The following is a 16714-nucleotide window of genomic DNA, read 5'->3' on the forward strand; positions in this document are numbered from 1 at the left end:
CCCACTCCGGCCAAGGCGAACGTTGCGTTCGCCTTTCGTTTTTCTGCGAGACCATTTGCATGTTCGACTTCGTCCGCCAGCACACCAAGATCATGATGGGACTGCTGTTCCTTCTGATCATCCCGTCGTTCGTGTTCTTCGGGTTGGAAGGCTACACGCGGATGAACGAAGGTGGCCATGTGGTGGCGCGCGTGGCCGGCTCGGAGATCAAGCAGATCGAGTGGGACAACGCGCACCGCAACGAGGTGCAGCGCATGCTGGCGCAGACGCCCACGCTGGACGCGCGCCTGCTCGATTCGCCCGAAGCCAAGTACGCCACGCTGGAGCGCCTGGTCCGTGACCGCGTGCTGGCCGTCGCGGCCGACGAAGCCCATCTCGTGACCACCGATGGCCGCCTGGCGCGCGCGCTGCAGGAAGACCCGGCCATCGCCAGCCTGCGCAAGCCGGACGGCAGCCTGGACTTGGAGCGCTACCGCCTGCTCGTGGGCGCCCAAGGGATGACGCCCGAGATGTTCGAGGCCAACGCGCGCCGCCAGATCTCCACGCGCCAGGTCATGGCCGGCGTGGGCGAATCGGCATTCGGTGTGGCCGCTGCGGCGGACGCCACCTTCGGTGCCTTCCTGCAGCGGCGTGAAGTGCAGGTGGCGCAGTTCCCGACCGGCGACTTCAGCGCAGGCCTGAAGCCGACCGAGGCCGAACTGGAGGCCTGGTACAAGGACCACGTGGAGCAGTTCCGCGCGCCGGAGCAGGCCAAGATCGAGTACGTGGTGCTGGACCTGGACGCAGTGAAGAAGAACATCGCGGTGAACGAGGACGACCTCAAGACCTTCTACACGCAGAACAATGCCCAGCTGGCCGGCAAGGAAGAACGCCGCGCCAGCCACATCCTGGTCGATGCACCCAAGAGCGCCTCGGCCGATGAGCGCGCCAAGGCCAAGGCCCGTGCCGAGCAACTGCTGGCCGAAGTCCGCAAGAACCCGGCCAGCTTCGCCGACGTGGCCCGCAAGAACTCTGACGACAAGGGCTCCGCGGCCAGCGGCGGCGATCTGGACTACCTGGCCCGCAGCGCGATCGACAAGCCCATCGCCGATGCCATCTTCGGCCTCGGCAAGAAGGGCGACATCAGTGATGTGGTGGAGTCGGACTTCGGCTACCACGTGATCCAGCTGACCGACATCCGCGCCCCCAAGGTGCCGAGCTTCGCCGAGATGCGCACCCAACTGGAGGGCGAGCTGCGCACCCAGCAGGCGCAGCGCCAGTTCGCCGAGACGGCAGAGACCTTCACGAACACGGTCTATGAACAGTCCGACAGCTTGAAGCCCGTGGCCGACAAGCTCAAGCTGCAGATCCAGACCGCCACCGTCACGCCCGTGCCAGCGGCCGGTGCTACTGGCCCGCTGGCCAATGCCCGCCTGCTCGAGGCGGTGTTCTCGGCCGACGCCACGCAGCAAAAGCGCAACACCGAGGCCATCGAGGTCGGCACGAACCAGCTGGTTTCCGCGCGGGTGGTCGAGCACAGCCCGGCCCGCACGCAGGCGCTGGCCGAGGTGCAGGACCAGGTCCGGGCCCGCTGGATCGCACAGCGCGCGGCCGAGCTCGCCAAGCAGAAGGGCGAGGCACAGCTCGCCGAATGGAAGGCGCAGGGCGACAAGGCCAAGCTGCCGGCGGCCGTGACCATCGCGCGCGACGACACGCACCAGTTCCCGGCCAAGCTCATCGACGCCGCGCTGCGCGCAGATCCCGCCGCCCTGCCGGCGCTGCTGGGTGTCGACCTGGGCGAGCAGGGCTATGCGGTGGTCCGCGTCGACAAGATCGCGTCGCCGCGCGCGCTGCCGGCCGAGGCCGAGCAGCAGGTGCGCCAGCAGTACGCGCAGACCTGGGCAGCGGCCGAGACCGTGGCCTACTACAACCTGCTCAAGGAGCGCCTCAAGGTCCGCATGGAAGTTGCGGCACCTGCAGGGATGCCGGCGCAATGAGCCTCAAAGCTGGGTTATACTGCTGAGCTTTCGTGGTGGCTGTAGCTCAGTTGGTAGAGTCCCAGATTGTGATTCTGGTTGTCGTGGGTTCGAGCCCCATCAGTCACCCCACCGAATTGCCGTGAAGCCTGCGTGATGCAGGCTGACTGGCCAGATGCCTGACCTTCCGAGGTCAGGCATTTTTTTTTCCGCATCGCAAGCTGCGCTGAACAGATGCGCATTTTCTGCAACAGTAACTCCTGGACTTGGCCTTCTGCCCGCGCGGATGTGCTAGTGTGCACCGTTGCGTCGCCGGGCCTGCGGCCCAACGTCCGCAAGCCGTGCCCGCACATGGGAGAACAAGCTTGAACAGCAGTGGGAATCCGTCGGGTGAACATGCCATCGAAGGCGCGTTGGCGGCGGACCACTTTTACCTCGACGAAGGCGCCGAGGCGCAGGGCCTGCAAGGCATGCCGGCCGAGCTCGTGGCGGTGTTCAACAACCTGCCCGTCATGGTCTGCTGCATGGACTTCGGCGCCGAGGTGCCGGTGCTGTACTGGAACCGAGAGTGCGAGCGCTGCTCCGGCTACAGCGCCGCCGAGATCGTGGGCAATCCCGGCGCCTTGCAGCTGCTCTATCCCGAGCCGCTGTACCTGGCCCGCAAGACGGCCGACATCGTGGCCCAGGGTCCGCATTTCCGCGGGTTCGAGTGGACACTGAGCAGCAAGGCCAATGGCAAGCGGCGCATCGCCTGGTCCTCGGTCGGGGGCCTGGCCGCGCAGGGCGGCCAGCGCTGGTGCCTGGGCCTGGACATCACGGCGCACTCGGAGTCGCACCGGCTGCTGCGCGACCGCGACAAGCTGCTGACCTCCGTGTTCCGCCACCTGCCCGACATGGTCTACCTCAAGGATGGCGAGGGCCGCTGGTTGCTCGCCAACCCGACCGCGCGCGCCGTGCTGGGCCTGGCCGAGCAGGCGGGCCGCAGTTCCAGCAGCCTGGAGGTGGTCGAGCCGAGCCGCCCGGCCGCCATCGACCTGAGCCACAGCGCGCTCACGGAGGAGGCGACCTGGCAGTCCGGCCGCCTCTCGCACGTGCAGGAGGCCAACGACGACGGCCACGGCAACCTGCGCTATTACGACGTGATCCGCGTGCCGACCTTCGGCCGGCGCGGCCAGCGCCTGCACCTGCTCGTGGTGCGGCGCGACGTGACCGACCAACGCGTCGCGGCCACCAAGCTGGAACTGGCCGGCCGCGTGCTGGAGCAGAGCACCGACGGCATCATCATCACCGACGCGGACAACCGCATCATCATGGTCAACGCGGCCTTCGCCGAGATCACCGGCTACCAGGCCGAGGAGGTGTTGGGCCGCGACCCACGGATGCTGGCCTCCGGCCAGCACGACAAGGCCTTCTATGCGCAGATGTGGGCCGTGCTGGCCGAGCAGGGCCGCTGGAGCGGCGAGATCTGGAACCGGCGCCGCAATGGCGAGGTGTACCCGCAGTGGCTGAGCCTGTCGGCGCTGCGCCAGCGCAGCACGGACGAGATCACGCACTACGTGGCGGCCTTCTCCGACCTCAGTTCGCGCAAGGCGGCGGAGGAGAAGATCGCCTACCTGGCCAGCAAAGACGTGATCACCGGTCTGCCCAACCGCGCCCAGGCCACGTTGCAAGCCAGCCTGGCGCTCAAGCATGCCGAGCTCAGCAACGACCGCGTGGCCTTGATCGTCATCGACGTCGACAACTTCAAGACGCTCAACGACTCGCTGGGCCACAGCGTGGGCGACCAGTTGCTGCGCGAGATCGGTGCGCGCCTGCTGGGCCAGGCGCGCGAGCGCACCATGGTCGGCCGCTTGAGCGGCGACGAGTTCATGGTGCTGCTGTCCGGCGTGCACAGCACGACCGAGGCTGCCCATGCCGTGCGCGCACTGATGGACCTGCTGGGCCAGCCTGTGGTGCTGAGCGATCTGCCCGTGAACGTCTCGGTCTCCGCCGGCATCGCCATGTTTCCCAGCGACGGGACCGACTTCGACACGCTGTTCGGCCGGGCCGATGCCGCCATGTTTGCCGCCAAGCGCAAGGGCCGGGCGGCCTACCAGTTCGCCAGTGCGCTCATGAACGAGGCCGCCATCGACCGGCTGCAGATCGAGGCCTCGCTGCGCCGCGCGATCGAGAACCAGGCGCTGCGCCTGGAATACCAGCCGCTGGTGCACCTGGCCAGTGGCCGCATCGTCGGTGCCGAGGCGCTGTGCCGCTGGGACGATCCCGAGCGCGGCGCCGTGCCGCCCGGCGTGTTCATCCCGATCGCCGAGGACTGCGGCCTGATCGAGGCGCTGGGCGGCTGGGTGCTCAAGACCGCAGCGCTGCAACTGCGTGCATGGCATGACGCCGGCCACACCGAACTCATGATGGCGGTGAACCTGTCGGCGCGGCAGTTCCAGCGCGGGGTCGTGCTGCAGCAGGTGGAGGATGCGCTCGTGGCCTCGGGCATCGCGCCCGACCGGCTTGAACTGGAACTGACCGAGACCGTGCTGCTGCACGACGGCGACGCGGTCATGGCCACGCTGCGCCGCCTCAAGGCGCTGGGCACCAAGCTCTCGATGGACGACTTCGGCACTGGCTATTCCAGCCTGGCTTACCTGCGCCGCTTCAAGTTCGACAAGATCAAGATCGACCGTTCCTTCGTCTGCGACCTCATTGACGACCCGGACAACGCCGCCATTGTGCGCGGCATCATCTCGCTGGCGCAGAGCCTGGGCCTGTCGGTGCTGGCCGAGGGTGTGGAGACAGAGGCCGTCGCCCAGCGGCTGAAGCACCTGCAGTGCACCTTCGCGCAGGGCTATCTGTTCGACCGGCCGTTGCGGCCGGAGGCCTTCGGCGCCCGGCTGGGCGCGTCCTGAACGCTCAGGCTCCGGGGTTCACGAGCACCAGCTTGCCCTTGACGCCGCGCGAGCCCATGTGGGCATAGGCGGCCTTCAGTTCGGACATGGGCATGGTGCTGTCGATGACGGGCTTGATCTTGCCCTGCGCGTACCACTGCGCCAGTTCGGCCAGCGCGGCTGCGCTGGCCTGGGGCTCCTGGCGTGCGAAGCCACCCCAGAACACGCCGACGATGGACGCGCCCTTGAGCAGGGCCAGGTTCAGCGGCAGCGAGGGGATCGGGCCCGCGGCGAAGCCGACCACCAGGTAGCGGCCGCGCCAGGCGATCGAGCGGAAGGCCGGCTCTGCGAACTCGCCGCCCACCGGGTCGTAGACCACGTCGGGGCCCTTGCCGTCGGTGAGCTTCTTGATCTCGTCGCGCAGGCTGCCCGAGGCGGTGTGCTCGCTGTAGTTGATGGTCGCATCCGCGCCCAGGGAGCGGCACAGCGCGCACTTCTCTTCGCTCGAGGCCGCCGCGATCACGCGCGCACCCATGGCCTTGGCGATCTGGATCGCCGAGGTGCCCACGCCACCGGCCGCGCCAAGCACCAGGACGGTCTCGCCGGCTTTCAGTTGCGCTCGGTCCACCAGTGCATGGTGCGAGGTGGCGTAGATCATGATGAAGGCCGCCGCATCCACGTGCGGAAAGCCGGCCGGCAATGGCATGCAGGTGGCGGCCTGCGCCAGCGCATGGGTGCCGAAGCCGCCGGTGCCGGCCAGGCAGGCGACGTTCTGGCCCACCGCCACATTGCGCACGCCTTCGCCCACGGCCTCGACCACGCCGGCGAACTCCGAGCCCGGCACGAAGGGCAGCTCGGGCTTCATCTGGTATTTGTTCTGAACGATCAGCAGGTCCGGGAAGTTCAGGCTGGCCGCGTGGATGCGCACCAGCACCTGGCCGGGGCCGGGCTGCGGCGTCGGCAATTCCTTCCAGACCAACGCGTCCACGCCCACCGGGTTCTCGCACAACCATGCCTGCATCTCGTGTCTCCTTGGGTTCAGCCTTGACGGATGAGGCGCATGATAGGCGGCGGCCCGGGTGGGCCGGGCGGTGCTTTGTCCCGCCGGCGACGCCCGTGACGCCAGACATCGCGCCCCTACAATGCCGGCACTTCGAGCCATGCCCATGAAGATCCTGATCTGCAACGACGATGGTTACCAGGCACCCGGCGTCGCCGCGCTGTACGAGGCGTTGAAGGACGTCGCCGAGGTCGAGGTGATCGCACCCGAACAGAACAACAGCGCCAAGTCCAATGCCTTGACGCTGAACGCGCCGCTCTACGTGCACCAGGGCGCCAACGGCTTTCGCTATGTCAACGGCACCCCGGCCGACTGCATGCACATCGCGTTGACCGGGCTGCTCGGCTACCGGCCGGACTTGGTGGTCTCGGGCATCAACAACGGCGCCAACATGGGCGACGACACCATCTATTCCGGCACGGTGGGCGCGGCCATGGAGGCCTACCTGTTTGGCGTGCCGGCCGTGGCGTTTTCGCAGACCGAGAAGGGCTGGCAGCACCTGGACGCCGCCGGTGCCACGGCCCGCGCGCTGGTGCAGCAACTGATGCAGCGCCATGCCGTGGGCGACGCGCCCTGGCTGCTCAACGTGAACATTCCGAACCGGCCGCTGGACCAGCTCAAGCCGGCCAAGGTCTGCCGCCTGGGCCGGCGCCATGCCGCAGAGCGCGTGATCACCATGGACAGCCCGCGCGGCGAGACCATGTACTGGATCGGCGGCGCCGGTGCGGCCAAGGACGGCGCCGATGGCACGGATTTCCACGCCACGGCCCAGGGCCATGTGTCGATCACACCCTTGCAGGTGGATCTCACGGACCACCCGCGGCTGGCGCACTGGACGGACCTGCTCGCCGGCGTATCGGGCGGGGCGCGCTCCGCGGCGTGATGGGCACGCGTCCGAGCTTTCCCGCACGTCTGAACAACGGTCCGGCACCCGCGGCCGTGCCCGCGCGTGCACGCGTGGCGACACAGCCGTCGGTGCCGATGGCACCGGCCCGCGCCGATTTCAGTGCCATGCGCCAGCGCATGGTGCGGCGGCTGGCGACAGGCGGCATTCAATCGCAGGCGGTGCTGACCGCCATGGGCACGGTCGAGCGTGACCGCTTCATCGACAGCGCGCTCGTGGCCCAGGCCTACGAAGACACCAGCCTGCCGATCGGCCTGAACCAGACCATCTCCAAGCCCAACGTGGTGGCGCGCATGTGCGAACTCCTGCTGGGTGCCGAGCTTGCGCGCGAGGGCAAGCCCGCGCGCGTGCTCGAGATCGGCACGGGCTGCGGCTACCAGGCGGCCGTGCTGTCGCTGCTGGCGCGCGAGGTCTACAGCATCGAGCGATTGCGCGGCCTGCACGAGAAGGCGCGGGAGAACCTGCGCCCGTTCCGCCTGCCCAATGTGCACCTGCTGTTCGGCGACGGAATGGCCGGTTACGCCAAGGGCGCGCCTTACGCCGCCATCATCGCCGCGGCCGGTGGCGAGGCGGTGCCGCAGGCCTGGCTGGACCAGCTGGCCGTCGGCGGACGCCTGGTCGCGCCGGTGGCTGGGCAAGGTGGACAGCAGGCGTTGGTGGTGATCGACCGCACGGCCCAAGGGCTGCGCCAGCAGTTGCTCGAGGCCGTGCATTTCGTGCCTTTAAAATCCGGCGTTGCTTAAACGGAGTGCGTACATGGTGTTGGGCGAAGGGCGGCGATGGCACGGGGTGGTGGCGCTGATGGTGGCGTTGGCCCTGGGGGCGTGCGCGAGCCGCAATGCGCCTGTGCGGGGAGCGCCGGTGGAAAACCGCGGCACCAGCGCAGGCGAACAGATCGCGTCGGTGCCGGCGGAGGCACCGGCCAAACCGGTAGACCCGAATGCGGGCAAGCCGGGCTACTACACGGTCAAGCCCGGTGACACGCTGATCCGCATCGGCCTGGAAACGGGCCAGAACTGGCGCGACATCGTGCGCTGGAACAACATCGAGAACCCCAACCTGATCGAAGTCGGCCAGGCCTTCCGTGTGGTGCCGCCAGGCGCCCATGTGGCAGAGAACGGTGTGGTCTCGCGGCCGGTGGCGCCGTCGAGCAGCGCGCAGGCGACGCCGCTGGGCCCGGCCGGTGCGCCGCGGCCTGCCGCGAGCGCGGCCTCAGCGCCGGTGGCCGAGCCCACGCCGCCCGCATCTGCAGCACCGCCAGCCGTGGCCGCCACAGGCGGCGGCGAGGACATGGTCTTCATCTGGCCGGCTTCGGGCAGCATGATCGGCGGCTTCGACGAGGCCAAGAACAAGGGCGTGGATCTGGCGGGCAAGGCCGGCGATGCCGTGCTGGCCGCGGCCGACGGCAAGGTGGTCTATGCCGGTGCCGGCCTGCGCGGCTATGGCAACCTGATCATCCTCAAGCACAACAACACCTACCTCACGGCCTACGCCCACAACCAGTCGCTGCTGGTCAAGGAAGACCAGACCGTGCGCAAGGGCCAGAAGGTGGCCGAGATGGGCAACAGCGACGCCGACCGCGTCAAGCTGCACTTTGAGATCCGGCGCCAGGGGCGGCCGGTCGATCCGCTCAAGTACCTGCCGCCGCGTCCGGCTCCGTGACATGAAGAAGCGCAACGCATCCAGCCCAGCCCCCGAGCCGGATGCGTTGAAGGCGCCTTCTTTGGAACCGCAGGCGCCGCCGTCCAGTGAACGGGCGGCCTTGCTGGACGACGCGCCGCTCGACGGCGAATCCAGCGACATCCTGACCATGTACCTGCGCGACGTGCGGCGCACCGCGCTGTTCTCGCCGCAGGAGGAGTTCGATACCGCGATGCGCGCGCGTGCCGGCGACTTCGAAGCCCGCCAGGCCATGATCGAGCACAACCTGCGGCTCGTCGTCAGCATCGCCAAGAACTACCTGGGCCGCGGCGTGCCCATGAGCGATCTGATCGAGGAGGGGAACCTCGGCCTCATGCACGCCATCGACAAGTTCGAGCCCGAGCGCGGCTTTCGCTTTTCGACCTATGCCACCTGGTGGATCCGCCAGTCGGTCGAACGGGCCGTGATGAACCAGGGCCGCGTCATCCGCCTGCCCGTGCACGTGGTGCGCGAACTGCAGCAGGTGCTGCGGGCGCGGCGCACGCTGGAGAACGATTCGGCCTTCCAGGCGCTGCGCCCTGATGGCGTGCGCGTGGACGACGTGGCCTCGCTGCTGGGCCGCGACGTGCAGGAGGTCGCCGACCTGCTGGCGCTGGCCGAGACGCCGCGCTCGCTCGACGCCTCGCTGGACCGCACGGAAGAGAGCGGCACCCTGGTCGACACCTTGACCGATGACCAGTCGCCCGACCCGTCCAGTCTCACGCACTCGCGCGAGGTCGAAGAATTGCTGGAGACCTGGATCGGCGCGCTGTCCGCGCGCGAGCGCGAGGTGCTGGACGGCCGTTTCGGCCTGCACGACCGCGAGCCAGAGACCCTGGACACGCTCAGCGAGCGCTTGAGCCTCACGCGTGAGCGCGTGCGCCAGATCCAGAACGAGGCGCTGCGCAAGCTCAAGCAGCACCTGGGGCGCAACGGCGTCGACCGCGACGCGCTGCTGTAGCCGCGCCCGGGCGGCACGGGGCGTGCCTGAGACAATCGGGCCATGTCCGACGTTTCTCCCCAAGATTTGGCTGCCCCCCACGACACTGCGAACGATGCGAGCCCGCCGCCGCCCTGGCTGGTGGTGCATGCGGTCGACCTCGAAGCGCAGGGCGTGGCGCGGCGCCCGGACGGCAAGGTCGTGTTCATCGAAGGGGCCTTGCCGACCGAGCGCGTGCTGGCCAACGTGCACCGCAAGAAGAGCCATTTCGAGCATGCCAGCCTGACGGCGGTGCTACGCGAGTCTGCCCAGCGTGTGCAGCCGGCCTGCCCGCATTTCGGTCTGCACGCAGGCGCCTGTGGCGGCTGCAAGATGCAGCACCTGCACGTGGCGGCGCAGGTGGCCGTCAAGCAGCGCGTGCTGGAAGACAACCTGTGGCATCTGGGCCGGCTGCGCCCCGAGAGGGTGCTGCGCCCGATCGAGGGCCCGGCCTGGGGCTACCGCGACCGTGGCCGCCTGTCGGTGCGCTACGTGCGCAAGAAGGGCGAGGTGCTGGTCGGCTTCCACGAGCGCAAGAGCCGCTATGTGGCCGACATGCGCGAATGCCGCGTGCTGCCGCCCCATGTCAGCGCGTTGCTGCTGCCGCTGCGCGCGTTGATCGGCGCCATGGACGCGCGCGAGACCTTGCCGCAGATCGAACTGGCTGTGGGTGCCGACGTGACCGCGCTGGTGCTGCGCCACATGGAGCCGCTCAGCGCGGGCGATCTCGCGCAGCTGCGGGCCTTCGCCGGCACCCACGGCGTACAGTGGTGGCTGCAGCCCAAGGGGCCGGACACCGTGCACCTGCTGGACGAGGGCGGGCCGCAGCTGAACTACCGCTTGCCCGAGTACGGCATCGAGATGCCTTACCGGCCGACCGATTTCACGCAGGTCAATGCCCACATCAACCGGGTGCTCGTGCACCGGGCGCTGGGCCTGCTGGACGTGCAGCGCGACGAGCGCGTGATCGACTGGTTCTGCGGCCTCGGGAACTTCAGCCTGCCGCTGGCCACGCAGGCGCGCGAGGTTCTGGGCATCGAGGGCAGCGAGGCGCTGGTGGCCCGTTCCCGCGACAACTACCAGCGCAACGCGGCCACGCGTGGCAGCCGTGGTCCGTTGGCGCCGACGCGCTTCGCCGCCCGGAACCTGTTCGAGATGACGGCCGAGCAACTGGTGGCCGACGGCACGGCGCAGAAGTGGCTGGTCGACCCGCCGCGCGAAGGCGCGCATGCGCTGGTCCAGGCGCTGGCGCAACTGCGCCAGGGACCGGAGCGGGCCGACTGGCAGCCGCCCCAGCGCATCGTCTATGTGAGTTGCAACCCTGCCACGCTGGCGCGTGATGCAGGCATCCTGGTCAACGAAGGGGGCTACCGCTGCGTGGCCGCCGGCGCGGTGAACATGTTCCCGCACACCGCCCACGTGGAAAGCATCGCGCAGTTCGAGCTGGTACCGCGCTAAGGGGCTGCGGTCAGGAGCCGCGCGCGCCGCGGCGTTCGGTCTTGCCCTCGGGTGGGCTGCTGGCCACCGATTCCTCGGTGGACTCGGCCTTGGGCGAAGGGATCACGGCAGGCACGCCCTCGACTTTGTTCTCGCGCATGTACTGGTCCATCTCGCGCCAACCGGCGAAGATGGCCGCGCGCGGCGCCTTCGGGTTCAGCGCATAGCAGTCTTCCAGCGCGCGCTGGGCGTGGCGGCAGCCGCCGCCCGTGGCCTTGGCGTCGGCCTCGCGCGCGAGCAGCTTGGGGTCGGGGTAGATGCCCGGAATCTCACAGCCCGCCAGCAGCGAGGCGACGCTCAGGATGGCGAAAAGACGTGCAGACATGGGCGGCCTCGGACGGGGGATGCGTTCATTATCGGCACGGGTGCCCGTGACGTTGAGCGAAAAATGCGCGCAAATGGAAAAGGCCCCGAAGGGCCTTGCGTGCGAGGCAGGGCGGTGCTCAGTCGCGCTCGCCGCCCATGATGCCCAGCAGGGCCAGCAGGCTCTGGAACACGTTGAACAGGTCCAGGTACAGAGCCAGCGTGGCGCTGATGTAGTTCGTCTCGCCACCGTCCATGATGCGCTTGAGGTCATACAGCATGAACGCGCTGAAGATGCCGATCGCGGCGACTGACAGGGCCATCATGCCGGCCGTGGAGCCCACGAACACATTCACGATGCCGCCCACCAGCAGCACGATGGCGCCGACGAACAGCCACTTGCCCATGGAAGACAGGTCGCGCTTGATGACCGTGGCCAGGCTGGCCATGGCCAGGAACACACCCGCCGTGCCGCCAAAAGCGGTCATGACGAGTTCGGCACCGTTCGAGAAGCCCAGCACCATCGCGATCATGCGCGACAGCATCAGACCCATGAAGAAGGTGAAGCCCAGCAGTACGGGCACGCCAGCGGCCGAATTCTTGGTCTTTTCGATCGCGAACATGAAGCCGAAGGCGCCACCCAGGAACACCATCAGGCCCAGGCCGCCGCTCAGTGCGGCCGTGATCCCGGTGGACACGCCGACCCAGGCGCCCAGCACCGTGGGCAGCAGGCTCAGGGCCAGCAGCCAGTAGGTGTTGCGCAGCACCTTGTTGCGCTGCTCCTGGGAAACCTCAAAACCGCCGTAGCCGGCGTCGTAAGTACGTACTTGATTGGTCATGGATGAGCTCCTCATTGCCTTGATCGGCAGTTGCGGGAATTCTAGGGAGATTCAAGAGGCCGGCTGCAATACCACTGCAGGGTCCACCCTTATTGTGCAAAGGGATTTCTTCGGGTCGTTCGTGCCGGCAACGGGGCGGGTTTTGTTTATGCTCGCCGTCTTTCCTTTGCAAAGAGCACCATGAAGACCAAGTCCTTTCTCGAACTGTCCGACCTGAAGGCGATCGCTGCCGCCGCCGAAGCCGAAGCGCTCAAGAACAACTGGGCCGTGACCATCGCCATCGTCGACGACGGCGGCCACCTCCTGTGGCTGCAGCGCCTGGATGGCGCGCCCGCCGTGTCGGCCCACATTGCCCCGGCCAAGGCCAACACGGCGGCACTGGGTCGCCGCGAGAGCAAGGTCTACGAGGACATCGTCAATGGCGGCCGCACGGCCTTCCTGAGCGCACCCGACCTCAAGGGCCTGCTCGAAGGCGGCGTGCCGATCCTGAAGGACGGCAATTGCATCGGCGCCGTGGGCGTGAGCGGCGTGAAATCGACCGAAGACGCACAGATCGCCCGCGCCGGCATTGCCGCCATCGGCCTGTAGTCGCGTCGTTCCCCAAAACAAAAGCCGGCCCATCGGGCCGGCTTTGTCGTTCTGGCGTGGAAAAAATGCGTGGCTGGCGGAGCAAAGCCCGTTGGCTGGCAAAAACGACCCTTGGAGACTGAGGACCAGTCCTGGAGTCGCCCCACGATGAAACCTATTTGGTCAGGATCAGCTTGCCGAGTTTGGTCGTCTGCAGGCGGTAGATGGCGCCGTTGTGCTTGATCTCCACGGCCTTCTGGCCGCGCAGCAACTCGTGGCTCTCGACCGAGAGGGCATCTGCCGCGCTGAGCTGCGACATGCCCGCAGCCGCGAAGCGCTGGAGCGCGGCGGCGTTACCGGACATCAGGGGATGGGTGGCTGCGTGCATGGTGTCGGTCCCTTGGTCAACTTGCGATGAGTTAATGATAACGATTCGCAGTTGAGAGTCAAGAAAAGGGGCGAAGTATTTTTTCGCCCCTGTTGTCCTCGGGGTTGCGTCGTCAGGGCTTGGGTTCGGTGATGAAGCCGATCTTGCGCACGCCGGCCTGGCGGGCGAACGACATGGCCTGGGCCACGCGTTCGTAGCGCACCTCGCGGTCGCCGCGGATGTGCAGCTCGGGTTGCGGCTCCTTGCTGCCTTCGGCCTGCAGGCGCGGCAGCAGGTCCTCGTCGCTGATGCGGTTCTCGTTCCAGTAGTAGCCGCCATCGGCGGCCACGGACAGGCGGATGGTCTCCGGCTTGGCATCCTCCTGCTCGCTGCTGGCGCGGGGCAGGTCGATGTTCACCGCATGCTTCATCACCGGGATGGTGATGATGAAGATGATGAGCAGCACCAGCATGACGTCGACCAGCGGCGTCATGTTGATCTCGTTCATCACCTCATCGGCGTCGTCCTGGGTGCCGAAGGCCATGTCAGGCCCCCTTCTTCATGGCCACCACGTTGGCCGTGCCGCCCGTGGCCACGCGGGCACCGGTGACGAAGTAAGCGTGCAGGTCGTGCGCGAAGCTGTTGAGCTTGTTCAGCACCGACTTGTTGCCGCGCACCAGTGCGTTGTAGCCCAGCACCGCCGGAATCGCGACCGCCAGGCCCAGGGCCGTCATGATCAGCGCCTCGCCGATGGGGCCGGCCACCTTGTCGATGGTGGACTGGCCCGACAGGCCGATCGCCAGCAGCGCGTGGTAGATGCCCCAGACCGTACCGAACAGGCCTACGAATGGTGCGGTGGAGCCGACCGAGGCCAGGATGGCCAGGCCCGATTGCATGCGGGCCGTGGTGGCATCGATGCTGTTGCGCAGCGTGCGCGTGACCCAGTCGCTGACGTCCAGGGTGTCGTGCAGATGGGCCTTGGTGTTGCGGTGGTGGGCGGTGGCTTCGCGGCCTTCCTCGGCCAGGCTCCGGAAGGGGTTGCTCGGGTCCTTGCCCAGCTTGGACATGCCGGTGGCGAAATCCTCGCTGTGCCAGAAGCCGTCGGAGGCATTGGCCATCTTCTTGTAGCGGATGATGTCCAGCGTCTTGATCAGGATCACGATCCAGGACGACAGCGACATGACGAGCAGCATGATGGCCACGCCCTTGGTCACGATGTCGCCTTGTTGCCAGACATTGGCGAGGCCGAAATGGGATTCCATGCGTTACTCCAGGAGAAAGAAGAAAAAAGTTATTCGAGGACGTAGTTGACCGGCGCTTCGTACCACATGGCCTGGACCACGCCGTTGACCTTGCCCGGCACGTAGCGGCACTTCATGACGTACTCCATGGCCGAGCGGTCCAGCCGCTCGAAGCCGCTGGAACGCTTGATCTCGGCGCGCTCGGGCTGGCCGTTGGTGCCGATCAACACGCGCACCAGCACCTTGCCCTGTTCGCCCAGGCGCCGGCTGATGGCCGGGTAGACGGGGCTGGGGTTCTGCAGGTAGCTGGCGTCGCTGGACGGCAGCTGGATCTTGGGTGGTGCCGGCGGTGCGGGCGGCGGCGGTTCGGGCGCAGGCGCGACGGGCTGCTCGATCGGTGGCAGCGGCGCTGGCGGCGCGACCACACCGGTGGGCGCGGCCGGTGCCGGTGTGGGGTCCTGGATCGCCTGGGGCTGCGGCGGTGGCGGCAGTGTCGGTGCCTTGGGCTTGACCACGGGCTTTTGCACCTTGGGCGGCGTCGGCGGGGCGGGCGGCGGCGGCGGGGGCGGCGTGGGTTTGGGCGGCTCGATGAACTGCGACAGGATCTCGACCGGCACGATCACCTCCACGGCGCGGACCAGCAGGCCGCTCTGCAGCGCCCACAGGGCCGCGGCGTGGAAGGCGATCACGCTGCCGACGATGACCGTGTTGCGGCTCAAGCCACTGCGTTCGGGGTAGGTGCTGGAAGCCATGGTGGAAAGGACAAATGCCAAAGCAGGCGCCGGAGCGGCGCCTGGTGGAAGAACGCTTGATGCGGAGTGTGGCGGTCCGGGCCTATCTGCGGAAAATCCACCAGGCCGAACCGACGACCAGAATCAGGCTGCCGCCGAGAGAGAACAGTTCCATGCAACGCCTTCGGTCATGCTGCTGGCGAGCTTGGGAACCGTGGCGTCGAGGCCGCGGTCATCGGGCCCGATGGCGCTGTGCAAGGCCGCGACGGGGTGCATGCGGCTGCACTGGTCGACGACGTCGCGGGCGCACCCTTCGCAACGGCCACATTGCGTGGCCACGCCCAGTTCGAGCTGGATGTCGTCGAAGCTCAGACCGGCCCGCACATGGCGGACGATTTCGCGGTCGGAGATCCGGTTGCACACACAGACGATCATGGCGGTGAAGGCGGGTTGGTGGCTGGCTGGTGAGTGTTGCAGCTGATTATAAATACGAATTCATCGCATTTGTGCAATTCATTGGCGCGAAGGCGGTTGCGCTGTGGGGATTTAGGGCACTGGCGGAGGGCTGCGCCAGAGCATTTGCGGGCTGCAGTGGGCCAGGCTGGCGCAGCCGCACAAGGCCATCGCGATCTCCAGCTCGTCGCGCAGCAGGCGCAGCACATGGGCCACGCCCACTGCGCCGGCGTTGGCCAGGCCCCAGACCACTGGGCGCCCGACCAGTACGGCACGGGCTCCGAGGGCCATGGCCTTCAGCACATCGGTACCGCGGCGAATGCCCCCGTCCACCAGCACGGGCAGGGCGGTGCCGACGGCGTCGACGATGGGCGGCAGCAGCGCCGCGGTGGGGGGCATGGTGTCCAGGGTCCGGCCGCCGTGGTTGGAGACGATGATCCCGCCCAACTGCAAGGCCGCCGCCTGGCGCGCGTCATCGGCATGCGTGATGCCCTTGAGCAGCACCGGCAGCCGGCTGATGGACTGCAGCCATTGCACATCGTCCCAGGTCGGGGCGTGCCGCAGCAAAGCGTCGAACATCGCGCTCTGGCCTGGCGCGAGCGTGACGGGCGCTACCGGGGGCAAGTTCGCCAGGTTCACCGCTGCCGCATGGGGCGGCACCTGGAAGCCGGCACGGCGTTCGCGGTCGCGCGCGCCACTGGTCGGCGCGTCCACGGTCAGCACCAAGGCCTCGTAGCCGGCCTGTTCGGCCCGTTGCACCAGCTCGCGCGTGAAGCCGCGGTCGTGCTGCAGATACAGCTGGAACCACAGCGGACCGCGGCCCGGCGCGTGCGCGATGGCTGCGGCAATGGTTTCCAGCGGTGTGCTGGCCTGGGTGCTCAGCACCAGCCCGGCACCGAGTGCGGACGCCGCATGGGCCGTGGCCAGTTCGCCGTCGGCGTGCGCCATGCGCTGGAACGCCACCGGGGCCACGAGGATGGGGTGGGGCCACTGGCGGCCCAGCAGTTCCACGCGCGTGTGCCCGCCGTGCAGCGGCCGCAGCACACGCGGGTGCAGCTGCAGCGCATCCCAGGCTGCGCGGTTGGCGCGCAGCGTGATTTCGTCGCCCGCGCCGCCGCTGAAGTACGCCCAGGCGTTGTCGTCCAGCCGCGTGCGGGCATGGGCCTCGTGGTCGGCCAGCGTGGCCAGGCCGCTGGGCAGGCGGTCGACAGCGGGAACGGGCGGTGGTGCTGCGGGCATGCCAGCAGTATCGCTACCGCGCT

17 protein-coding genes and 1 tRNA gene are annotated in these 16714 nt (G+C 68.0%); 9 read left to right on the plus strand and 9 right to left on the minus strand.

Translation table 11 applies throughout. The features are described from left to right. Positions 1–59 precede the first annotated feature (59 nt). From ACSQ4M_RS13790 to ACSQ4M_RS13800, 3 genes are all read left to right on the plus strand, one after another. Positions 60–1976, plus strand: a complete 1917-nt coding sequence (locus ACSQ4M_RS13790; RefSeq protein ID WP_436190075.1) for a SurA N-terminal domain-containing protein — start codon at positions 60–62, stop codon at positions 1974–1976. A gap of 35 nt (positions 1977–2011) precedes the next feature. Next, positions 2012–2087, plus strand: a tRNA-His gene (locus ACSQ4M_RS13795). Positions 2088–2320: 233 nt separating this feature from the next. After that, the gene (locus tag ACSQ4M_RS13800; protein ID WP_436190076.1) at positions 2321–4852 is read left to right on the plus strand and encodes an EAL domain-containing protein; all 2532 of its coding nucleotides are present in this window, start codon (positions 2321–2323) and stop codon (positions 4850–4852) included. A 4-nt stretch (positions 4853–4856) separates the two neighbouring features. Here ACSQ4M_RS13800 and ACSQ4M_RS13805 read toward each other — a convergent pair whose 3' ends face one another. Beyond that, positions 4857–5852: an NADPH:quinone oxidoreductase family protein gene (locus ACSQ4M_RS13805; protein WP_436190077.1), complete on the minus strand. Its 996-nt coding sequence runs from the start codon at positions 5850–5852 to the stop codon at positions 4857–4859. Positions 5853–5997: 145 nt separating this feature from the next. Here ACSQ4M_RS13805 and surE point away from each other — a divergent pair, with 145 nt between their 5' ends. The 5 genes from surE to rlmD are packed head-to-tail and all read left to right on the plus strand — an operon-like array spanning position 5998 to position 10912. Beyond that, positions 5998–6774: a 5'/3'-nucleotidase SurE gene (gene surE / locus ACSQ4M_RS13810; RefSeq protein ID WP_436190078.1), complete on the plus strand. Its 777-nt coding sequence runs from the start codon at positions 5998–6000 to the stop codon at positions 6772–6774. Continuing rightward, positions 6774–7538 (plus strand): protein-L-isoaspartate(D-aspartate) O-methyltransferase, encoded by a 765-nt coding sequence (locus ACSQ4M_RS13815; protein ID WP_436190079.1) that lies wholly within the window; start codon positions 6774–6776, stop codon positions 7536–7538. Before surE ends, ACSQ4M_RS13815 begins: the two co-directional genes overlap by 1 nt. Before the next feature lie 13 nt (positions 7539–7551). Next, on the plus strand, positions 7552–8457 hold the full coding sequence (locus ACSQ4M_RS13820; protein ID WP_436190080.1) for a peptidoglycan DD-metalloendopeptidase family protein: 906 nt from the start codon (positions 7552–7554) through the stop codon (positions 8455–8457). Position 8458: 1 nt separating this feature from the next. Further along, entirely contained in the window at positions 8459–9436 is a 978-nt protein-coding gene (gene rpoS, locus ACSQ4M_RS13825) for an RNA polymerase sigma factor RpoS (protein WP_436190081.1), read from the plus strand. A gap of 42 nt (positions 9437–9478) precedes the next feature. Beyond that, on the plus strand, positions 9479–10912 hold the full coding sequence (gene rlmD / locus ACSQ4M_RS13830) for a 23S rRNA (uracil(1939)-C(5))-methyltransferase RlmD (RefSeq protein ID WP_436190082.1): 1434 nt from the start codon (positions 9479–9481) through the stop codon (positions 10910–10912). Positions 10913–10922: 10 nt separating this feature from the next. Here the strand turns inward: rlmD and ACSQ4M_RS13835 are convergent, their stop codons facing one another. Both ACSQ4M_RS13835 and ACSQ4M_RS13840 read right to left on the minus strand, forming a co-directional pair. Further along, the gene (locus tag ACSQ4M_RS13835; RefSeq protein WP_436190083.1) at positions 10923–11276 is read right to left on the minus strand and encodes a hypothetical protein; all 354 of its coding nucleotides are present in this window, start codon (positions 11274–11276) and stop codon (positions 10923–10925) included. 118 nt (positions 11277–11394) lie between these two features. Further along, positions 11395–12093 carry a Bax inhibitor-1/YccA family protein gene (locus tag ACSQ4M_RS13840; protein WP_436190084.1) on the minus strand — a complete coding sequence of 233 codons (699 nt, stop codon included), beginning with the start codon at positions 12091–12093 and terminating at the stop codon, positions 11395–11397. 180 nt (positions 12094–12273) lie between these two features. On the opposite strand from ACSQ4M_RS13840, the gene ACSQ4M_RS13845 reads away from it, so the two are divergent. After that, positions 12274–12681 (plus strand): GlcG/HbpS family heme-binding protein, encoded by a 408-nt coding sequence (locus tag ACSQ4M_RS13845; RefSeq protein ID WP_056672721.1) that lies wholly within the window; start codon positions 12274–12276, stop codon positions 12679–12681. Positions 12682–12835: 154 nt separating this feature from the next. On the opposite strand, the gene hemP is transcribed toward ACSQ4M_RS13845, so the two are convergent. The 6 genes from hemP to ACSQ4M_RS13875 form a co-directional block, all read right to left on the minus strand. Next, positions 12836–13048, minus strand: a complete 213-nt coding sequence (gene hemP / locus ACSQ4M_RS13850) for a hemin uptake protein HemP (RefSeq protein ID WP_436190085.1) — start codon at positions 13046–13048, stop codon at positions 12836–12838. Between the two features lie 112 nt (positions 13049–13160). Continuing rightward, the gene (locus tag ACSQ4M_RS13855; protein ID WP_436190086.1) at positions 13161–13571 is read right to left on the minus strand and encodes an ExbD/TolR family protein; all 411 of its coding nucleotides are present in this window, start codon (positions 13569–13571) and stop codon (positions 13161–13163) included. A gap of 1 nt (position 13572) precedes the next feature. Next, positions 13573–14289, minus strand: coding sequence for a MotA/TolQ/ExbB proton channel family protein (locus ACSQ4M_RS13860; RefSeq protein ID WP_436190087.1), 717 nt, complete (start codon positions 14287–14289; stop codon positions 13573–13575). A gap of 29 nt (positions 14290–14318) precedes the next feature. Then, positions 14319–15020 carry an energy transducer TonB gene (locus ACSQ4M_RS13865; protein WP_436190088.1) on the minus strand — a complete coding sequence of 234 codons (702 nt, stop codon included), beginning with the start codon at positions 15018–15020 and terminating at the stop codon, positions 14319–14321. Between the two features lie 123 nt (positions 15021–15143). Further along, the gene (locus tag ACSQ4M_RS13870) at positions 15144–15434 is read right to left on the minus strand and encodes a (2Fe-2S)-binding protein (protein WP_436190089.1); all 291 of its coding nucleotides are present in this window, start codon (positions 15432–15434) and stop codon (positions 15144–15146) included. Positions 15435–15545: 111 nt separating this feature from the next. Then, on the minus strand, positions 15546–16691 hold the full coding sequence (locus ACSQ4M_RS13875) for an alpha-hydroxy acid oxidase (RefSeq protein ID WP_436190090.1): 1146 nt from the start codon (positions 16689–16691) through the stop codon (positions 15546–15548). Between the last annotated feature and the right edge of the window lie 23 nt (positions 16692–16714).

It is taken from the genome of Pseudorhodoferax sp. LjRoot39 (assembly GCF_964253035.1).
Taxonomy (GTDB): domain Bacteria; phylum Pseudomonadota; class Gammaproteobacteria; order Burkholderiales; family Burkholderiaceae_C; genus Pseudorhodoferax.

Bases quoted from the DNA above. Each gene is read 5' to 3' on its own strand.
- ACSQ4M_RS13790 (WP_436190075.1), top strand. From the start codon at position 60: ATGTTCGACTTCGTCCGCCAGCACACCAAGATCATGATGGGACTGCTG.
- ACSQ4M_RS13805 (WP_436190077.1), bottom strand. From the start codon at position 5,852: ATGCAGGCATGGTTGTGCGAGAACCCGGTGGGCGTGGACGCGTTGGTC.
- surE (WP_436190078.1), top strand. From the start codon at position 5,998: ATGAAGATCCTGATCTGCAACGACGATGGTTACCAGGCACCCGGCGTC.
- ACSQ4M_RS13815 (WP_436190079.1), top strand. From the start codon at position 6,774: ATGGGCACGCGTCCGAGCTTTCCCGCACGTCTGAACAACGGTCCGGCA.
- ACSQ4M_RS13820 (WP_436190080.1), top strand. From the start codon at position 7,552: ATGGTGTTGGGCGAAGGGCGGCGATGGCACGGGGTGGTGGCGCTGATG.
- rpoS (WP_436190081.1), top strand. From the start codon at position 8,459: ATGAAGAAGCGCAACGCATCCAGCCCAGCCCCCGAGCCGGATGCGTTG.
- rlmD (WP_436190082.1), top strand. From the start codon at position 9,479: ATGTCCGACGTTTCTCCCCAAGATTTGGCTGCCCCCCACGACACTGCG.
- ACSQ4M_RS13835 (WP_436190083.1), bottom strand. From the start codon at position 11,276: ATGTCTGCACGTCTTTTCGCCATCCTGAGCGTCGCCTCGCTGCTGGCG.
- ACSQ4M_RS13840 (WP_436190084.1), bottom strand. From the start codon at position 12,093: ATGACCAATCAAGTACGTACTTACGACGCCGGCTACGGCGGTTTTGAG.
- ACSQ4M_RS13845 (WP_056672721.1), top strand. From the start codon at position 12,274: ATGAAGACCAAGTCCTTTCTCGAACTGTCCGACCTGAAGGCGATCGCT.
- hemP (WP_436190085.1), bottom strand. From the start codon at position 13,048: ATGCACGCAGCCACCCATCCCCTGATGTCCGGTAACGCCGCCGCGCTC.
- ACSQ4M_RS13855 (WP_436190086.1), bottom strand. From the start codon at position 13,571: ATGGCCTTCGGCACCCAGGACGACGCCGATGAGGTGATGAACGAGATC.
- ACSQ4M_RS13860 (WP_436190087.1), bottom strand. From the start codon at position 14,289: ATGGAATCCCATTTCGGCCTCGCCAATGTCTGGCAACAAGGCGACATC.
- ACSQ4M_RS13865 (WP_436190088.1), bottom strand. From the start codon at position 15,020: ATGGCTTCCAGCACCTACCCCGAACGCAGTGGCTTGAGCCGCAACACG.
- ACSQ4M_RS13870 (WP_436190089.1), bottom strand. From the start codon at position 15,434: ATGATCGTCTGTGTGTGCAACCGGATCTCCGACCGCGAAATCGTCCGC.
- ACSQ4M_RS13875 (WP_436190090.1), bottom strand. From the start codon at position 16,691: ATGCCCGCAGCACCACCGCCCGTTCCCGCTGTCGACCGCCTGCCCAGC.